Source organism: Streptomyces sp. NRRL B-24085, assembly GCF_001282115.1.
GTDB lineage: Bacteria > Actinomycetota > Actinomycetes > Streptomycetales > Streptomycetaceae > Streptomyces.
Genome location: NZ_LJBR01000477.1, coordinates 1 through 14,490 on the forward strand (window position 1 = coordinate 1; position 14,490 = coordinate 14,490).

Genomic DNA, 14,490 nt, shown 5'->3' on the forward strand with positions numbered 1-14,490 from the left:
AGACAGTTCCACACCGGACGCTCTCCCTCCAGCCGCAGCCCGAACGAACCGCCGCCCACACCCAGAAGAAGCGGTGCGGTGGAGCAGGAAGCATGCGCCCCTGCCCCGAACCCCCGGACGGCTCTCATCCCACCCGGCGCCGGAGCCCGCCATCCGGGCCGAGCCCACAAGGCCGCGGGACCGGCCGCAGGCGCCCGACAGCGAGCGCGGCGCAGCACAGCCGGAAGGCACCCCCACGCATTCCACACCGGACGCTCTCCCTCCAGCCGCAGCCCGAACGAACCGCCGCCCACACCCAGAAGAAGCGGTGCGGTGGAGCAGGAAGCATGCGCCCCTGCCCCGAACCCCCGGACGGCTCTCATCCCACCCGGCACCGGAGCCCGCCATCCGTGCCGAGCCCACAAGGCCGCGGGACCGGCCGCAGGGGCCCGACGGCGAGCGCGACGTGGCGCAGCCGGAAGGCACCCCCGCGCATTCCACACCGGACGCTCTCCCCCACCGGGGGCCCGAACGAACCGGCCGCCCACACCCAGAAGACCGCCACCGACCTCGGCAGAGCCGCCGGCACAAGGGGCACAGCCGGAACACCCCGCAAGGCTCCTAGCTCACGTGCAGCCGGATCGTGCCGTCCTCCCGTGCCTCCACCCGCACCTGCGTCAGGTCCCGTACGACCACGTCCGGGTCGTGCAGGCCGGCCCTCGGGCCGATTCCCACGACCTGCATGCCCGCCGCCTTGCCGGCCGCGATGCCCGCCCCCGAGTCCTCGAAGACCACGCAGTCCGCGGGCGCCACGCCCAGTTCCGCGGCCCCCTTGAGGAAGCCCTCGGGGTCGGGCTTGCTGGCGCCGACCGACTCCGCGGTGACGCGGACGTCGGGCAGGTCCAGGCCCGCGGCCGCCATCCGGGCCGTGGAGAGGGGGACGTCGGCCGAGGTCACCAGCGCGTGGGGCAGCCCGCGCAGGGACGCCAGGAACTCCGGCGCGCCCGGTATCGCCACCACCCCGTCCATGTCCGCGGTCTCCTCCGCGAGCATGCGCGCGTTGTCCGCGAGGTTGCGTTCCACGGGACGGTCGGGCAGCAGGAGCGCCATCGACGCGTGGCCCTGGCGGCCGTGGACCACCTTCATGACCTCGTCGCCGTCCAGCCCGTGCTGGTCGGCCCAGCGGCGCCAGATGCGTTCGACGACGGCGTCGGAGTTGACGAGGGTGCCGTCCATGTCGAGCAGGAGGGCGCGGGCGGTGAGCACGGTGGGGGTGGCGGTGGCCGTCATCGGCAGCTCCAGGACGCGGGACGCGGGGCTTCGGAGGTGTCTCCCCCGCACCTCCCGGAGGGACAAGGCGGCCCCGCCCGCCGGTCAGGGAAAACGGGCGGAGGCCACTTTGTTTCTCCACGGTACAAAATCGAGCCGGTTCCCGCCACCACCCGCCGGTGACCGCCCGGAACAGTTCACCCGCCGTTCAGCTCAGCCGGCCACGGCCTCCCACAGGCTCCACAGCCCGAGCGCCAGCATCAGCAGCGCCGCGATCTTGGTGATCAGCTTCAGCGGGACCCGCTTCATCAGGGCCTTTCCGCCGACGATGCCGAGACCGGCCACCGCCCACAGCGCGAGCACCGCGCCGAGACCGACGGAGAGCGGGTCGTCGTACCGGGCCGCGAGGTTGGCCGTCATGATCTGGGTCAGGTCCCCGAACTCGGCGACGAGGATCAGCATGAACCCGGCCCCGGCGACCTTCCAGAAGGACTGGTCCTCGGGCTTGCGGATCTCCTCCTCGCCGTCGCCCTTCTTCAGCAGCAGGACGGCCGCGCCGCCGAGGAAGAGCACGCCCGTCAGCGCCTGCACGATCTGCTGCGGCAGCAGGGTGAGCACACTGCCGGCCGCGACGGCGAGCGCGACGTGCAGCGCGAAGGCGGCGGCGACGCCCGCGAAGACGTAGGAGGCGCGGTAGCGGGTGCCGAGGACGAGACCGGCGAGCGCGGTCTTGTCGGGCAGTTCGGCGAGGAAGACGACGCCGAACACGACGGCCGTCACGGTGAAGCTGATCAAGGGTCCTCAATCGGTCGGGGCTGCCCCACCGAGAGTGTCCCTGCGAAACGACGCCTCGGCACGGCAGCACACAGTCAGTGCACTACTGGCCGAAGGTCTCGCTGGCCGGTCCGTGAAGACCTGCCTCCGGGCGCCGGCTCAGACGAGCTGAGCAGTATGTCGACGGTCCGGCGAAGAGCTACTCCCCTTCAACACCGTCCATCGTACGTGATCGTTTCGCCGTAAACCTTGTCGTGTCATGTACGCGTCACTAACTTCTCACCGTACGCACATCCCCCCGCAACACGGAGCCGCGAGCATTCCACCGCCCGCGCTCCAACACCCTCGCCCCCCAAGGGAGTTCGCATGTCGAAGTTCTACGCGCGTCGACGGCTGAGCATACTCGGCGCGCTCACCGCGCTCATAGCCTCCGTCGCGGTCCTCAACGGTCCGGCCGCCTCCGCCGCCCTCCCCACCCCGGTCAGCGCGGCCACCGCGCGCACCTACCTCGCCTCGCTCACCGTGGCGACCGAGAACCGCACCGGCTACAGCCGGGACCTGTTCCCGACCTGGATCACCATCAGCGGCACCTGCAACACCCGCGAGTACATCCTCAAGCGGGACGGCTCGAACGTCGTCACCGACTCCGCCTGCGCCGCCACCAGCGGAAGCTGGTACTCCCCCTACGACGGTGCCACCTGGACCGCCGCCTCCGACGTCGACATCGACCACCTGGTCCCGCTCGCCGAGGCGTGGGACTCCGGCGCGAGCGCCTGGACCACGTCCCGGCGCCAGTCCTTCGCCAACGACGTCACCCGCCCGCAGCTCCTCGCGGTGACCGACAACGTGAACCAGTCCAAGGGCGACCAGGACCCGGCCACCTGGATGCCGTCCCTCACCTCGTATCGCTGCACCTACGTCCGCGCCTGGGTCCAGGTGAAGTACTACTACGGCCTCTCCGTCGACTCCGCGGAGAAGAGCGCGCTCACCGGCTACCTCGCCAACTGCTGACGATTCCGTGCCGGAATCTCCCCGCGGAGCTCCGTCGTTCCGTACCGTACGGGGCGACGGAGGAGGATCACGTGACGGATCTGCGGGTAGGACCACTGCTCAGGTACGTCGATGGCTCGTCCGCGACCGTATGGGTCGAGACGAGCCGTCCGTGCACCGTCGAGGTGCGCTGCTCGGACGGCACCGGTGGTGAGTCCCCCACCTTCCAGGTCGCGGGCCACTACTACGCCCTCGTCCCGGTCGAAGGCCTCGCCCCCGGCACGCAGCGGTCGTACGAGGTGCTCCTGGACGGCACATGCGAATGGCCGCTGCCCGACTCGCCCTTCCCGCCCTCGGTGATCCACACGCCCACCGAGGAGGCGCCCGTGCGCGTCGCCTTCGGCTCCTGCCGCTGGGCGGCGCCCCCGGAGGGCGAGAAGGACCCCGTGGGACCCGACGCCCTGGACACCCTCGCGGCCCGTATCGCCGCCGAGCCGGAGGGCGAACGCCCGGACGTCCTCCTCCTGCTGGGCGACCAGGTCTACGCCGACGAGACCTCCCAGGCCACGCAGCGCTGGCTGGCCGCCCGCCGCGACCTGAGCGACCCTCCGGGCGACCAGGTGGCGGACTACGAGGAGTACACCCACCTCTACTACGAGTCCTGGCTCGACCCCGAGGTGCGCTGGCTGCTGTCCACCGTGCCCAGTTGCATGATCTTCGACGACCACGACGTCATCGACGACTGGAACACCTCCGCCTCCTGGGTCGAGGACATGCGCACCCTCACCTGGTGGCGGGAGCGGCTGCTGAGCGGACTGATGTCGTACTGGGTCTACCAGCACCTGGGCAACCTCCCCCCGTCCGAACTGGCCGCCGACCCCCTCTACGCCGCCGTCCGCCGATCCCCCGACGGCACCGACGAGCTGCGCGCCTTCGCCTGCCGCGCCGAGGCCGACGCGGCCTCCGTGCGCTGGAGCTACCGGCGCGACTTCGGCCGGGTGCGGCTGGTCATGGTCGATTCCCGCGCGGCCCGCGTCCTCGACGAGGACAACCGCTCGATGCTGGACCCCGGCGAGGCCGAGTGGCTGCGCGAACAGGTGCTGGAGGACCGCTCCTCCTACGACCACCTCCTGATCGGCACCTCGCTGCCCTGGCTGCTGCCGCACCTGGTGCACGACGCCGAGGCGTGGGACGCCGCGCTGTGCCGGGGGGAGCGCGGGGCACGCTGGGCCCGGTTCGGCGAGGACCTGCGGCGCAAGGCGGATCTGGAGCACTGGGCGGCGTTCCCGGACTCCTTCGCGGCGCTGGCGGACCTGATCGCCGAGGTGGGTTCGGGCCCCGAGGCGCCGGCGACGGTGCTGGTGCTGTCGGGGGACGTGCACCACGCGTACGTGGCCGAGCCGAAGTGGCGCACCGGCGGGCCGGACGCCCGGGTCCTCCAGCTCACCTGCTCCCCCGTCCACAACTCCGTGCCCTCCTACATCCGGTACGGCTTCCGCTTCGGCTGGAGCGCGGTGGCGCGGGCGCTCGGGCGGGGCCTCGCCCGGCACGGACGCTGTGCGCGACCGCCGGTCTCCTGGCGGCACACCGGCGGGCCCTGGTTCGGCAACCAGCTCATGACGCTGACGCTGAACGGGCGTTCGGCACGGCTGCGGCTGGACCACGCGCGGGAGTCGGGCAAGGGCCGGACCGGGCTGGTGACGATCTCGGAGTCCGAACTCACCGGCGGGAGCGGACACAAGCCGTCCCGCGTCAGCCGTCCCAGCACCTGACGCACCTGACAAGCCGTCAAAGACGGCTCCCAGCACGGCATTTCATCGTCGGCTTACCTTCAGGCCGGTGAGCATTCGGACACGCTTTCGGTCGCCCGGTGAGAGTGCGGGAGCGCTCCCACGTGCGACTGCGGGTGAAACGGAAGGGGCGGCAGAGGCAAACCGATGGCTAAATGTTGAACTTGCAAGCAGAGATCGGGGACACCTAGCGTGGAGGGCTGATTCGGCTCCCATCCCCCTGGGGCGACCCCCCTGTGGGACCGACCCGACCGAAGGAGTCCCCCACATGACCGGACGCCTGAACAGCGCCCAGCCATACGCCCTCGGCCTGTATCGCATCGTCGTCGGCCTGCTGTTCCTCTGTCATGGCGCCGCCTCCCTCTTCGGCGTGCTCGGCGGTGCCTCGGGCACCGACGGCGGCACCCTCGAAGCGGGCACCTGGCCGGGCTGGTACGCGGCCGTGATCCAGCTCGTCTGCGGCAGTCTCGTCCTGCTCGGTCTGGGCACGCGCGCCGCCGCGTTCCTCGCCGCGGGATCCATGGCGTACGCGTACTTCAAGGTGCACCAGCCGATGGCGCTGTGGCCCATGGAGAACGGCGGTGAGGCCGCCGCGATGTTCAGCTGGGCCTTCCTGCTGCTGGTCTTCACCGGGTCCGGCGCCTTCGGCCTGGACCGGCTGCTGGCGAAGCGTTCGGCGCAGGAGCACAAGCCGGCGGCGGAGCCGGTGGCCGTCTGAGACGGGCCCGTACGGTGCCCTCCCCCGCGTCCGTGGGGGAGGGCACCGTACGAGGCAGCCGGGTGAACATGCCGCGTTCATCTCATGAGCCCCCCGTGAATCTCCTGTCACTGCCCGGGCGTACGCTGTATGGCTGTCTACGGGGGAATCACGGGGAGTCGCGGTGTTGGAGAGCCTGGGGTCACTGACCGGCAGTCCATGGATCTACGCCATGGTCGCGCTGTCGGTGCTCCTTGACGTGTTCGTGCCGGTGCTGCCCAGCGGGGTCCTGGTGATCACGGCCGCGACGGCCGCGGCCGCGGGCAGTGCGGCGACCGGCCGGGTCCCCGATGTGATGGCCCTGATCCTCTGCGCGACGACCGCCTCCGTGCTGGGCGACCTGGCGGCGTACCGTCTCGCCTTCCGCGGCGGCGAACGCCTCGACCGCGCGATCGCCCGCTCGCGCCGGCTCACCACCGCGCAGGAACGTCTCGGCGACGCGCTCGCCGCGGGCGGTGGGGCCCTGGTGGTCCTCGCCCGCTTCGCCCCCGCCGGCCGCTCGGTGGTCTCCCTCCTGGCCGGCACCGCCCAGCGCCGGGCCCGCGACTTCCTCCCCTGGTCCGCCCTCGCGGGCCTGTCCTGGGCCGCGTACAGCGTGGCCCTCGGCTACTTCGGCGCCCACTGGCTCGGGGCGACCTGGCTGGCGACGGGGGTGTCGGTGGCGGCCCTCTTCGGAGCGGGAGCGGCAGCGGCCTACGTGATGCGCCCCCGCCCGGAGCAAGCCGAGGCCCACTGAGCGCTTCGCCGTGAGGGAGACGTGGGTCGACTGGCGTCGCCGGTCCCCGCGGTTGAGCCGTGCGCCGGGCGAGGGCGGGATGTGCGTGGCTGTGGCCGGCTCAACTCGATGCTTCTCTCGTGCTGGTGGGATCCGGGGCGGCTCGTCGTAGCCCGCCCCGGCCGGACGGGCTACTTCGGGTGAGGCGGTGCGAGGGCCCACCCCCAGGGCCCAACCGGGTCAAGCCGCGGCCGGGACCGCCGGACGACGGCCGACTGAGGATGGCCGGTTCCCCGCGGTCGAGCCGCGCGCCGGGCGAGGGCAAGGAGTCCGTGGTTACGGGCTGTAACCCGTGGGACAGTGCCAGGGCCCACCCCCAGGGTCCAGCCGGGTCAAGCCGCAGCCGGGACCGCCGGGCGACGGTGGAACGGTCTTCGGCGCCCCCAAGACGCGCAGCACACCCCGGCGCCCAGCCATGTCACGAGGCGCAGCGACGGCAAACGCACCAAGCCGCTTGCGGCCGGGGAGCCGAACGCCGCGAGGCCCCGCTGCTCTCAAGCCGCGGCGGAACCGGCCCGGCGACAGCTGGCCACACCCCGCCAGGCAGCCCGTGAATCCGTGCGCCGAAGCCCCCAGGCAAGCCAAACCGGCCCACCCGGCGGCCACTGGGCGCACACGGCGTCGGCGGGTGGCCCGTGCCGGATGCGCGTCCGGGGGGCGGTCAGCCCGCCTCGCGGCGGGTCGCTCCTCTGACTTCCAGGCCTGCCAGGAGCTCCGCGGTCGCCTCCGTGATCGCTTCCACGGCCCGTTCGAAGACCTCCCGGTTGTGGGCGGCGGGGGCCCGGAAGCCCGAGACCTTGCGCACGTACTGGAGCGCGGCGGCCCGGATCTCCTCCTCCGTCGCCTCCTCGGGCAACACAGGCGGACGAAGCGTCTTGATACTGCGGCACATACCGACAGTCTCCCTCCCCGAGCGGACCGGCGCTTCCGTCCGCCCGTTCCGAATGTCATGATCCTCGCCGAGGCGGCCACCGATTCCGGGGCCGACCGACGAGAGGAACAACCCGACATGGCGCACGACTCCGCGCACCGCGAACTCACCGTGGCCGTCCTCGGCCCGGGCGGCACCGGCGGCCTTCTCGCCGCCCTGCTGGCCCGCGCCGGACACCGGGTGGTCTGCCTGGCCGGCGACGACACGGCGAACACCCTGCGCACGGCCGGCATCCAGGTCCGCAGCAACGCCTTCGGCGACTTCACGACCCCCGTCGAGGCCGACACCGAGCTGCGCGAACCGGTCGACGCCTGCGTGATCGCCGTCAAGCACACCTCCCTGCACTCCGCCCTCGACCGCGTCCCGCCCACCGCGCTGGGCGACGGCCTGGTGGTCCCCCTCCTCAACGGCGTCGAGCACCCGGCGGTCCTGCGGACCCGCTACCGCCCGGACCGGGTCGCCCCCGCGGTGATCCGCGTCGAGTCCACGAGGGTCGCGCCCGGCGTCATCGAGCACGGCAGCCCCTTCGCCGAGCTCGACCTGACCGGCGAGGGCGTCCCCCGTGAGCGGCTCGACGCCCTGGCTTCCGCCCTGGCCGCGGCCGGCCCGACGACCCGTGTGCTGGACGACGAGACGGCCGCCCTGTGGGCCAAGATGTCCTTCCTCGCTCCCTTCGCCCTGCTCACCACCCTGTACGCCCTCCCCCTCGGCGAGGTGCGCACCCGCCACCGCGAGGAGCTGACCGCCCTGGTCGAGGAGACCGCCGCGGTCAGCGCGGCCTGCGGCGGTCCTGCCGACCCCGCCCAGGCCCTCGCCCGCTACGACGCCTTCCCGCCCGGAATGAAGTCGTCGATGCAGCGTGACGCGGAGGCCGGCCGCCCCCTCGAACTGGACGCGATCGGCGGTGCGTTGCTGCGCGCGGCGGACCGGCACGGGGTGAAGGTGCCCGTCGCGGCCCGGGTGGTGCGCGAGCTGGCGGCCGCCGGAAGCTGAGGCCCCCCGGCCCCTCCGCACCGTCGCCACTGCCACCACCGGTGCCCGGCCCGCGCTCTCAGCGGCCGTCCCCGCCCGTCAGGTCGTACCGCCAGTCGTTCGACTTGATCCAGTGGCCCTTCGGGTACTCGAACTCGGCCTCTCCGAGCAGGGTGAAGCCGGCCCGGCGGCAGACGCCGTTCGACGCGGCGTGCTCCACGCTCGGGAAGGCGTGCAGATACCGGTGCCGGCCGGCGGCCCGTGCCTCCTCCACGACGGCACGGGCCGCCTGCGCGGCCAGTCCGCGGCCCTGGAACTCCGGCAGGATCCCCCACCCGGTCTCCCACACCGGGGAGTCCCGCCACTCCCGCTCCCAGAACCCCACCGAGCCGACGGTCTCCCCGCCGTCCGCGAGCGTGACCCGGTACATCCGCCCGGTGGACAGCTCGACGTACCGCCGATGCCGGTCGAGGAGCTTCTCCTCGCTCTCCGGGCCGCCCAAGTGGTCGGTCATCTCCGGGCTGTTGGTCCGCTCCAGCAGCCAGAAGTCACCCTCCGCCCAGGGCACCAACCGCACCTGCTCCACCTGCTCCGTATCCATGCCGGCCACCATAGGCGTGGGGTCTGACAAAGCCTCCCGGCCTGGGGATTTGCCGAACCGGCAACAGACCTCGCGCCGGCCCGTCCCCGCGCCGCAGGATCGTCGTAGCCAGTGATCCGTACGTACGGAGGACACATGCCGCACCGCACCCACCGTCTGGTCCCCGCTCCCGCAGGCCGGATCCACCTCGTGGAACAGGGCACCGGGCCGCTCGTCCTGCTGCTGCACGGCTTCCCGGAGTCCTGGTACTCGTGGCGCCACCAGTTGCCGGTGCTGGCCGCGGCCGGATACCGCGCCGTCGCCGTGGACGTGCGCGGATACGGCCGCTCCTCGAAGCCGGAGGCGGTGGCGGCCTACCGGCTGACCGAGCTGGTGGCGGACAACGTGGCCGTGGTGGAGGCGCTCGGCGAGCGTTCCGCGGTGGTCGTCGGGCACGACTGGGGCGCGACGATCGCCGCGCACTCGGCGCTGCTCAGGCCGGACGTCTTCGACGCGGTCGCCCTGCTGAGCGTGCCGTACACACCGCCCGGCGGTCCCCGCCCCAGCGAGGTCTTCGCGGGGATCGGCGGGGAGGAGGAGTTCTACGTCTCCTACTTCCAGGAGCCCGGCCGGGCCGAACGGGAGATCGAGCCGGACGTACGCGGCTGGCTGGCCGGCTTCTACGCCGCGCTCTCGGCCGACACCATGCCGAAGCCCGACGCCCACGGCGTGCCCGCCGACCCGCACTTCGTCGCACCGGGCGGCAGGATGCGCGACCGCTTCCCCGCCGGCCGCCTCCCGGCCTGGCTCACCGAGGACGATCTCGACGTCTATGCCGGGGAGTTCGAGCGCACGGGACTGACCGGTGCCCTCAACCGCTACCGCGCGATGGACCTGGACTGGAAGGAACTGGCCGCCCACGCGGGAGCGCCGGTCCGCCGGCCCTCCCTCTTCCTGGGCGGCACGCTGGACGCCTCCACCACCTGGCTGTCCGATGCCGTCGACGCCTTCCCCACGACCCTCCCCGGTCTGCACGCCGCCCACCTCCTGGACGGCTGCGGCCACTGGATCCAGCAGGAGCGTCCCGAGGAGGTCGGCCGTCACCTGACCGACTGGCTGGGATCGGTGGCGAGCGGGCGGTAGCGCACGTCCACGGCGGCCGTACGGCCGATGCCGTCGAGGCGTTCGAGGCGTACGGGCGCTCCGCCGGGGTGGTCGTAGAGCCGAATCCCGTCGCCGAGCAGGACGGGCGCGATGTGGAGGTCGATCTCGTCGATCAGTCCGCGTTCGAGGAGCTGCCGGCCGATCGTGGGCGAGAAGACCTCCACGTTCTTGCCGCCGGCGGCCTCCAGGGCGATCCGGACGGCGTCGGCGGCGTCGCAGTTCAGGAAGGTCACGCCGGGGGCGGGCGGCGCGTCCTCGGGGTGGTGCGTGAGGACGAACAGCGGCCCCTGCCACGCGCCGCCGTAGACGGCCCCGGCGTCGGGGAAGGCGTCCCAGCCGTCCCGGCCGCCCAGCACGGCCCCGGTCGTCGCCGCGTACTCCTCGACGAGGCCGGGCCGGAACGAGAACCCCGTCATCCAGTCCATCGTGTGCCCGGGGCCCGCCACGAACCCGTCCAGCGACATGGTGAAGTGCCAGAGCACCTTGCCCGCGGCGGTCTGCGGCGCCATGTCCACCGCCGACGCGGTGTGCGCGGTGTGGGGATCTTCCATGACTTGTTCCTCTCCCGAAGCGCTCCTGTCCTCCCTGAAGACCGGATGCGTCCGCGAAAGTCATCGCCGGGCCCGGAGACCGACGGCGGGTGCGGCCGCGCCACCGGGCAAATGCCGTTGAGATGGCGTCCCGCGTGGACGAGGCTCTCGGCATGGAGTTCTTCTGCTACCACCGTGACCGGCCCGGCTCCCTGCCCCTGCGGGCGGAGCTGACGGAAGCGCACTGGTCGTACATGGACCGGTACGAGGCCGAACTGATCGCCCGCGGGCCGACGTTCGCCGTCGACGGGGAGACGCCGAGCGGGAGCGTGCACATCGTGGACCTGCCCGATCCCGCCGCGGCGCGCGCGTTCGCGTTCGACGAGCCCACCTATCAGGCCGGCGCCTACCGGGACGTGCTGCTGCGCCGCTGGCGCAACCTGCTGGGCCGCACCATGTGGGACTTCCCCGGCGGACGGACCGGCGGCGACCGGTACCTGGTGCTGGGTCTCGGCGCGGGAGAGGCCGCCGACCTCGCCGTACCGCCGGGAAAGGACGACCTGATCGCCTACGGGCCCCTGCTCTCGGACGACGCCACCGCCTGGCTGGGCACCGCCGCCCTGGTCCGCGCCCCGGACCCGGAGCGGGCGCGGGCCGTGCTGACGGCGGACCGGTACGCCGCGGTGGAGGTCCACGAGTGGGAGTTCGGCGGACGGCGCTGACAACCCCGTTCTCGGGGCAACCGCACAGGGACCAGCCGTACGACCGAGGAGCGTCCACGAGATGGGTACCGCCGTCCACGTCCCGCAGACCCGGGACATGATCGGGGACGAGCTCTCCGGAGACGAGGCGTTCACCGCCCTGCGCCACTACGGCGGCCTGCGGCTGCTGACCGACTCCTTCGCGCGGTTCCGGTACGCCGACGGCTTCACCAACGCGCGGGCCCTCGCCTTCCAGGTGGTGCTCGGGCTGGTGCCCTGCACCGTCGCCCTGGTCGGCCTGGCGACGTCGGTGCACACGGAGGGCGTGGGCCGGATCATCGAGCTCACGCTCGGCCGGATCGTGCCGGGCGCGAGCGCCGACATCGTGAAGGACGCCTTCGACGGGACGCGCCGCACCGCGCACGGCAGTGTCTGGAGCACGCTCGCGCTGTGGCTGGGACTGGGCTTCGCCCTGCTGAACCTCGCCTCGGCCATGGGCCAGATCGAGCGCGGCGCGAACCGGATCTACGGCATCGAGCGCGACCGTCCCTTCCCGCGCAAGTACGCGCGCGGGATCGTGCTCGCGGTCGCCGCCGGGCTGCCCCTGGTGCTGGGCTTCGTCGTCCTGGTGGCCGGAGAGGCCGTGGGCGACGCGGTGGCCGAGTCCGCGGGCCGGGAGGGCGGCGGACCGCGCTGGTGGGGCGTGCTGGACCTGCCGGTGGGGCTCGCGCTGGCCTGGGTGGCCTCCGCTGTGATCTTCCGCTGGTCGCCGCGGCGGGTGCAGCCCGGTTACACCTGGCTGGCGTTCGGCTCGGCCGTGCATCTGCTGCTGTGGGTGTCGGCCACCTGGCTGCTCGCGCTGTACGTCGAGGAGAGCGGGGCCTTCGGCGCGGTCTACGGGCCGCTGACGGCCTTCATCGCCCTGCTGCTGTGGGCGAACCTCACCGCTGTCGCGCTGTTCCTCGGCATCGCGTTCGCCGCCCAGCTCGAAGCCGCCCGCGCGGGCATCGAGTCGGCCGTGCACCCGGATCCCGGCCCGGGCGACTGAGGCCGCGCGGTGTTCCCGCCGTCAGCCCTGCGCCGCGGCGGTGACCGTGGCCGGGTCGACGCCGGTCAGTTCGACGATGCGGTGCGGTGGCACACCGGCGGCCAGCGCGCGCCCGATCAGTCCGTCCCGGCCGTCCGCGCAGTCGCGGTAGGCGAGGAGTTCCTCCTCGACCCCGGCGAGCGACTCGGGTGCCAGGTGGTGGCGGACCCGGCTCAGTTCCTCGTCGCTCAGCGGCACGGGCAGCCGTTCGGCGTCCTCGGGCACGGCGGCGGTCTCCTCGGGCGGCAGCAGGCGCAGGTGCGGGGAGGTCGCCGTGGCCCCCTGGGCGTCCAGCCACGCGCGGACCGCGGGGGTCTCCATGCACGCGAGCTCGCCGACGGCGGCGGGGGTCACACCGAGTCGCGCGGACGCGTCGTCGAGCAGGAACAGGTAGGCGTCGTCGGTCATCCTCGGCTCCTTCTCACCAGCGGTCGATCGACCTCCCCTTACCCCGCCTCGCCCGGCTAATGTTCCGTCCGGTGGGTGACCGGGGAGGAGCGAGGACATGGTCGGTCTTCCGAGCGCGCGCTGACCTCGTAGGCCGTGAGCGGCCTGTCATCGCGTGCTGCGCTCGACGGTGCGGCACAGCCCGTCTTCGATCCGGGGATCGTCGTGCTGCCCTCTTCCTCCATTCCATCCGATTCCAGCCGTTCCGTCCCGCCGAGCCTGTGGCGGGACCGTGACTTCCGCAGCCTCTGGGTGGGCCAGACGGCCTCCCAACTCGGCGAGCACACGAGCCTGTTGGTGTTGCCGCTCTTCGCCGTCCTGGCCCTCGACGCCGGTCCCGGCGAGCTGGGCGCCCTGCGTGCGGTGGGGCAGGCGCCGATCCTGCTGCTGTCGCTCCTCGCCGGCGCGTGGGTGGACGGACGGCGCACCCGGACGGTGATGATCGTGTCGGACGCCGGCCGGGCCCTGGCCCTGGGCGCCGCCGCCCTGGCCGCGCTCATGGGCGGGCTCGGCCTGCCCGCGCTGTTCGTGGTCGTCCTCGCCGTCGGGGTCCTGTCCGTGTTCTTCGACGTCGCCTACCAGTCGTCCCTCGTACGGCTGGTGCGCCGCGATCAGCTGGTGCGCGGCAACAGCGCGCTCGAGGGCAGCCGGTCCGCGGCGCAGATCGGCGGTCCCGCCCTCGGCGGTGCGCTGGTGTCCTGGCTGTCGGCGCCGGTCGCCGCGGCGGCGGGCGCGCTGTTCTTCGCGCTGTCGTTCCTGTCGATCCGCCGGATCCGCCGCCGCGAGCCGGTCCCGGAGCACACGGAACGGCCCTCTCGCACGGGGCGGCGCATCCTGGAGGGCCTGCGTTTCGTCGGGCGTGAGGCCTCGCTGCGGACCGTGTGTCTCGCCTCGGCGGCCTTCCAGTTCTCCTTCGCCGCGCTGATGACCGTCTATCTGCTCTTCCTGCCGCGCGAACTGCATCTGTCGGGCACGGTCGTCGGGCTGTCGCTCGCGGCGGTCGGGCCGGGCGCGCTCCTGGGCTCGCTGCTCGCGGCCCGGCTGCCGGGCCGGTTCGGTCATGGCGTGGTGCTGGTGTCGGCGGCGGCGATCGGCGACGGCGCGTTCCTGTGGGTGCCCGCGCTGCACGGCTCGTCCGCGGGGACAGTCGCCGCGCTCCTCGCGGTCGGCTTCGTGTTCGGGGCGGGCGGCCAGTTGGTGAACGTCACGGTCATGACCGTCCGGCAGGCGGTCACCCCGTACGGGATGCAGGGGCGGGCGGCCGCCACGATCACGTTCGTCGGCATGGGCCTGACCCCGCTCGGCTCCTTGCTCGGCGGACACCTCGCGCAGGAGTGGGGGCTGCGCACCAGCCTCCTGGTGACGGCGGCGGGCATGCTGCTGTCACCCGCGGTGATGGCCCTGTCCCCACTCGCCCGCCTGGGTCGGACCCTCCCGACACCCACAACACCTCGACACCCGCGGGCACACCCCGCCCCCGCCACGGACTGACCACACCGCGAGCGAGCCGCGTTCCCTTGTGCGGTGCACATCAGCCACATGGCAACGGTGACGGTCATACACCTCTCGCCTGAGACGGACCCTCCCGACACCCACAACACATCGACAGCCGCCCGGACACCCCGCTCCCGCCACCAACTGACCGCGCTGCGTACGAGCTACGCCCCCTTAAGAGTGGCACATCAGCCACATGGCGACGGCGGCGGGCACACGCCTCCCGCCCACGCCGGGCCCTGCCCCCGCC

The 14,490-nt window shown here is 72.9% G+C and carries 15 protein-coding genes; 9 read left to right on the plus strand and 6 right to left on the minus strand.

Annotation, left to right across the window (positions count from 1 at the left end):
- Window positions 1-600 precede the first annotated feature (600 nt).
- The gene (locus tag AOJ26_RS37170; RefSeq protein ID WP_053852765.1) at window positions 601-1,269 is read right to left on the minus strand and encodes an HAD-IA family hydrolase; all 669 of its coding nucleotides are present in this window, start codon (window positions 1,267-1,269) and stop codon (window positions 601-603) included.
- 192 nt (window positions 1,270-1,461) lie between these two features.
- Window positions 1,462-2,043 (minus strand): TMEM165/GDT1 family protein, encoded by a 582-nt coding sequence (locus AOJ26_RS37175; protein ID WP_053852766.1) that lies wholly within the window; start codon window positions 2,041-2,043, stop codon window positions 1,462-1,464.
- Window positions 2,044-2,388: 345 nt separating this feature from the next.
- Between AOJ26_RS37175 and AOJ26_RS37180 the strand changes: the two genes are divergently transcribed.
- The 4 genes from AOJ26_RS37180 (at window position 2,389) to AOJ26_RS37195 (ending at window position 6,295) form a co-directional block, all read left to right on the plus strand.
- Entirely contained in the window at window positions 2,389-3,033 is a 645-nt protein-coding gene (locus AOJ26_RS37180; RefSeq protein WP_053852767.1) for an HNH endonuclease family protein, read from the plus strand.
- A gap of 71 nt (window positions 3,034-3,104) precedes the next feature.
- Window positions 3,105-4,784, plus strand: coding sequence for an alkaline phosphatase D family protein (locus tag AOJ26_RS37185; protein ID WP_053852768.1), 1,680 nt, complete (start codon window positions 3,105-3,107; stop codon window positions 4,782-4,784).
- Between the two features lie 286 nt (window positions 4,785-5,070).
- On the plus strand, window positions 5,071-5,520 hold the full coding sequence (locus AOJ26_RS37190; RefSeq protein ID WP_053852769.1) for a DoxX family protein: 450 nt from the start codon (window positions 5,071-5,073) through the stop codon (window positions 5,518-5,520).
- Window positions 5,521-5,731: 211 nt separating this feature from the next.
- The gene (locus AOJ26_RS37195; RefSeq protein WP_086724228.1) at window positions 5,732-6,295 is read left to right on the plus strand and encodes a VTT domain-containing protein; all 564 of its coding nucleotides are present in this window, start codon (window positions 5,732-5,734) and stop codon (window positions 6,293-6,295) included.
- A 700-nt stretch (window positions 6,296-6,995) separates the two neighbouring features.
- Here AOJ26_RS37195 and AOJ26_RS37200 read toward each other — a convergent pair.
- Window positions 6,996-7,226 carry a DUF2277 domain-containing protein gene (locus AOJ26_RS37200; RefSeq protein WP_053852777.1) on the minus strand — a complete coding sequence of 77 codons (231 nt, stop codon included), beginning with the start codon at window positions 7,224-7,226 and terminating at the stop codon, window positions 6,996-6,998.
- A gap of 117 nt (window positions 7,227-7,343) precedes the next feature.
- Here AOJ26_RS37200 and AOJ26_RS37205 point away from each other — a divergent pair, with 117 nt between their 5' ends.
- The gene (locus AOJ26_RS37205) at window positions 7,344-8,258 is read left to right on the plus strand and encodes a ketopantoate reductase family protein (protein WP_053852771.1); all 915 of its coding nucleotides are present in this window, start codon (window positions 7,344-7,346) and stop codon (window positions 8,256-8,258) included.
- A gap of 58 nt (window positions 8,259-8,316) precedes the next feature.
- Here AOJ26_RS37205 and AOJ26_RS37210 read toward each other — a convergent pair whose 3' ends face one another.
- Window positions 8,317-8,838 (minus strand): GNAT family N-acetyltransferase, encoded by a 522-nt coding sequence (locus tag AOJ26_RS37210; protein WP_086724232.1) that lies wholly within the window; start codon window positions 8,836-8,838, stop codon window positions 8,317-8,319.
- A 135-nt stretch (window positions 8,839-8,973) separates the two neighbouring features.
- Here AOJ26_RS37210 and AOJ26_RS37215 point away from each other — a divergent pair, with 135 nt between their 5' ends.
- On the plus strand, window positions 8,974-9,960 hold the full coding sequence (locus AOJ26_RS37215) for an alpha/beta fold hydrolase (RefSeq protein ID WP_107092870.1): 987 nt from the start codon (window positions 8,974-8,976) through the stop codon (window positions 9,958-9,960).
- Here AOJ26_RS37215 and AOJ26_RS37220 read toward each other — a convergent pair.
- Window positions 9,918-10,532: a dihydrofolate reductase family protein gene (locus AOJ26_RS37220; RefSeq protein WP_053852774.1), complete on the minus strand. Its 615-nt coding sequence runs from the start codon at window positions 10,530-10,532 to the stop codon at window positions 9,918-9,920. The genes AOJ26_RS37215 and AOJ26_RS37220 overlap by 43 nt on opposite strands.
- 152 nt (window positions 10,533-10,684) lie before the next feature.
- Here AOJ26_RS37220 and AOJ26_RS37225 point away from each other — a divergent pair, with 152 nt between their 5' ends.
- The gene (locus AOJ26_RS37225) at window positions 10,685-11,233 is read left to right on the plus strand and encodes a YciI family protein (protein WP_053852778.1); all 549 of its coding nucleotides are present in this window, start codon (window positions 10,685-10,687) and stop codon (window positions 11,231-11,233) included.
- A 61-nt stretch (window positions 11,234-11,294) separates the two neighbouring features.
- Window positions 11,295-12,260, plus strand: a complete 966-nt coding sequence (locus tag AOJ26_RS37230) for a YihY/virulence factor BrkB family protein (protein WP_053852775.1) — start codon at window positions 11,295-11,297, stop codon at window positions 12,258-12,260.
- Between the two features lie 21 nt (window positions 12,261-12,281).
- Here AOJ26_RS37230 and AOJ26_RS37235 read toward each other — a convergent pair whose 3' ends face one another.
- On the minus strand, window positions 12,282-12,707 hold the full coding sequence (locus AOJ26_RS37235) for a DUF6003 family protein (protein WP_053852776.1): 426 nt from the start codon (window positions 12,705-12,707) through the stop codon (window positions 12,282-12,284).
- Window positions 12,708-12,911: 204 nt separating this feature from the next.
- Between AOJ26_RS37235 and AOJ26_RS37240 the strand changes: the two genes are divergently transcribed.
- A complete protein-coding gene (locus AOJ26_RS37240) occupies window positions 12,912-14,237 on the plus strand; it encodes an MFS transporter (protein WP_373413177.1) in 1,326 nt (441 codons plus the stop codon).
- Window positions 14,238-14,490 lie beyond the last annotated feature (253 nt).

Coding starts and splice junctions, on each gene's coding strand:
- AOJ26_RS37220 (WP_053852774.1), bottom strand. CDS start 10,532: ATGGAAGATCCCCACACCGCGCACACCGCGTCGGCGGTGGACATGGCG.
- AOJ26_RS37200 (WP_053852777.1), bottom strand. CDS start 7,226: ATGTGCCGCAGTATCAAGACGCTTCGTCCGCCTGTGTTGCCCGAGGAG.
- AOJ26_RS37195 (WP_086724228.1), top strand. CDS start 5,732: ATGGTCGCGCTGTCGGTGCTCCTTGACGTGTTCGTGCCGGTGCTGCCC.
- AOJ26_RS37205 (WP_053852771.1), top strand. CDS start 7,344: ATGGCGCACGACTCCGCGCACCGCGAACTCACCGTGGCCGTCCTCGGC.
- AOJ26_RS37230 (WP_053852775.1), top strand. CDS start 11,295: ATGGGTACCGCCGTCCACGTCCCGCAGACCCGGGACATGATCGGGGAC.
- AOJ26_RS37210 (WP_086724232.1), bottom strand. CDS start 8,838: ATGGATACGGAGCAGGTGGAGCAGGTGCGGTTGGTGCCCTGGGCGGAG.
- AOJ26_RS37215 (WP_107092870.1), top strand. CDS start 8,974: ATGCCGCACCGCACCCACCGTCTGGTCCCCGCTCCCGCAGGCCGGATC.
- AOJ26_RS37235 (WP_053852776.1), bottom strand. CDS start 12,707: ATGACCGACGACGCCTACCTGTTCCTGCTCGACGACGCGTCCGCGCGA.
- AOJ26_RS37225 (WP_053852778.1), top strand. CDS start 10,685: ATGGAGTTCTTCTGCTACCACCGTGACCGGCCCGGCTCCCTGCCCCTG.
- AOJ26_RS37180 (WP_053852767.1), top strand. CDS start 2,389: ATGTCGAAGTTCTACGCGCGTCGACGGCTGAGCATACTCGGCGCGCTC.
- AOJ26_RS37170 (WP_053852765.1), bottom strand. CDS start 1,269: ATGACGGCCACCGCCACCCCCACCGTGCTCACCGCCCGCGCCCTCCTG.
- AOJ26_RS37190 (WP_053852769.1), top strand. CDS start 5,071: ATGACCGGACGCCTGAACAGCGCCCAGCCATACGCCCTCGGCCTGTAT.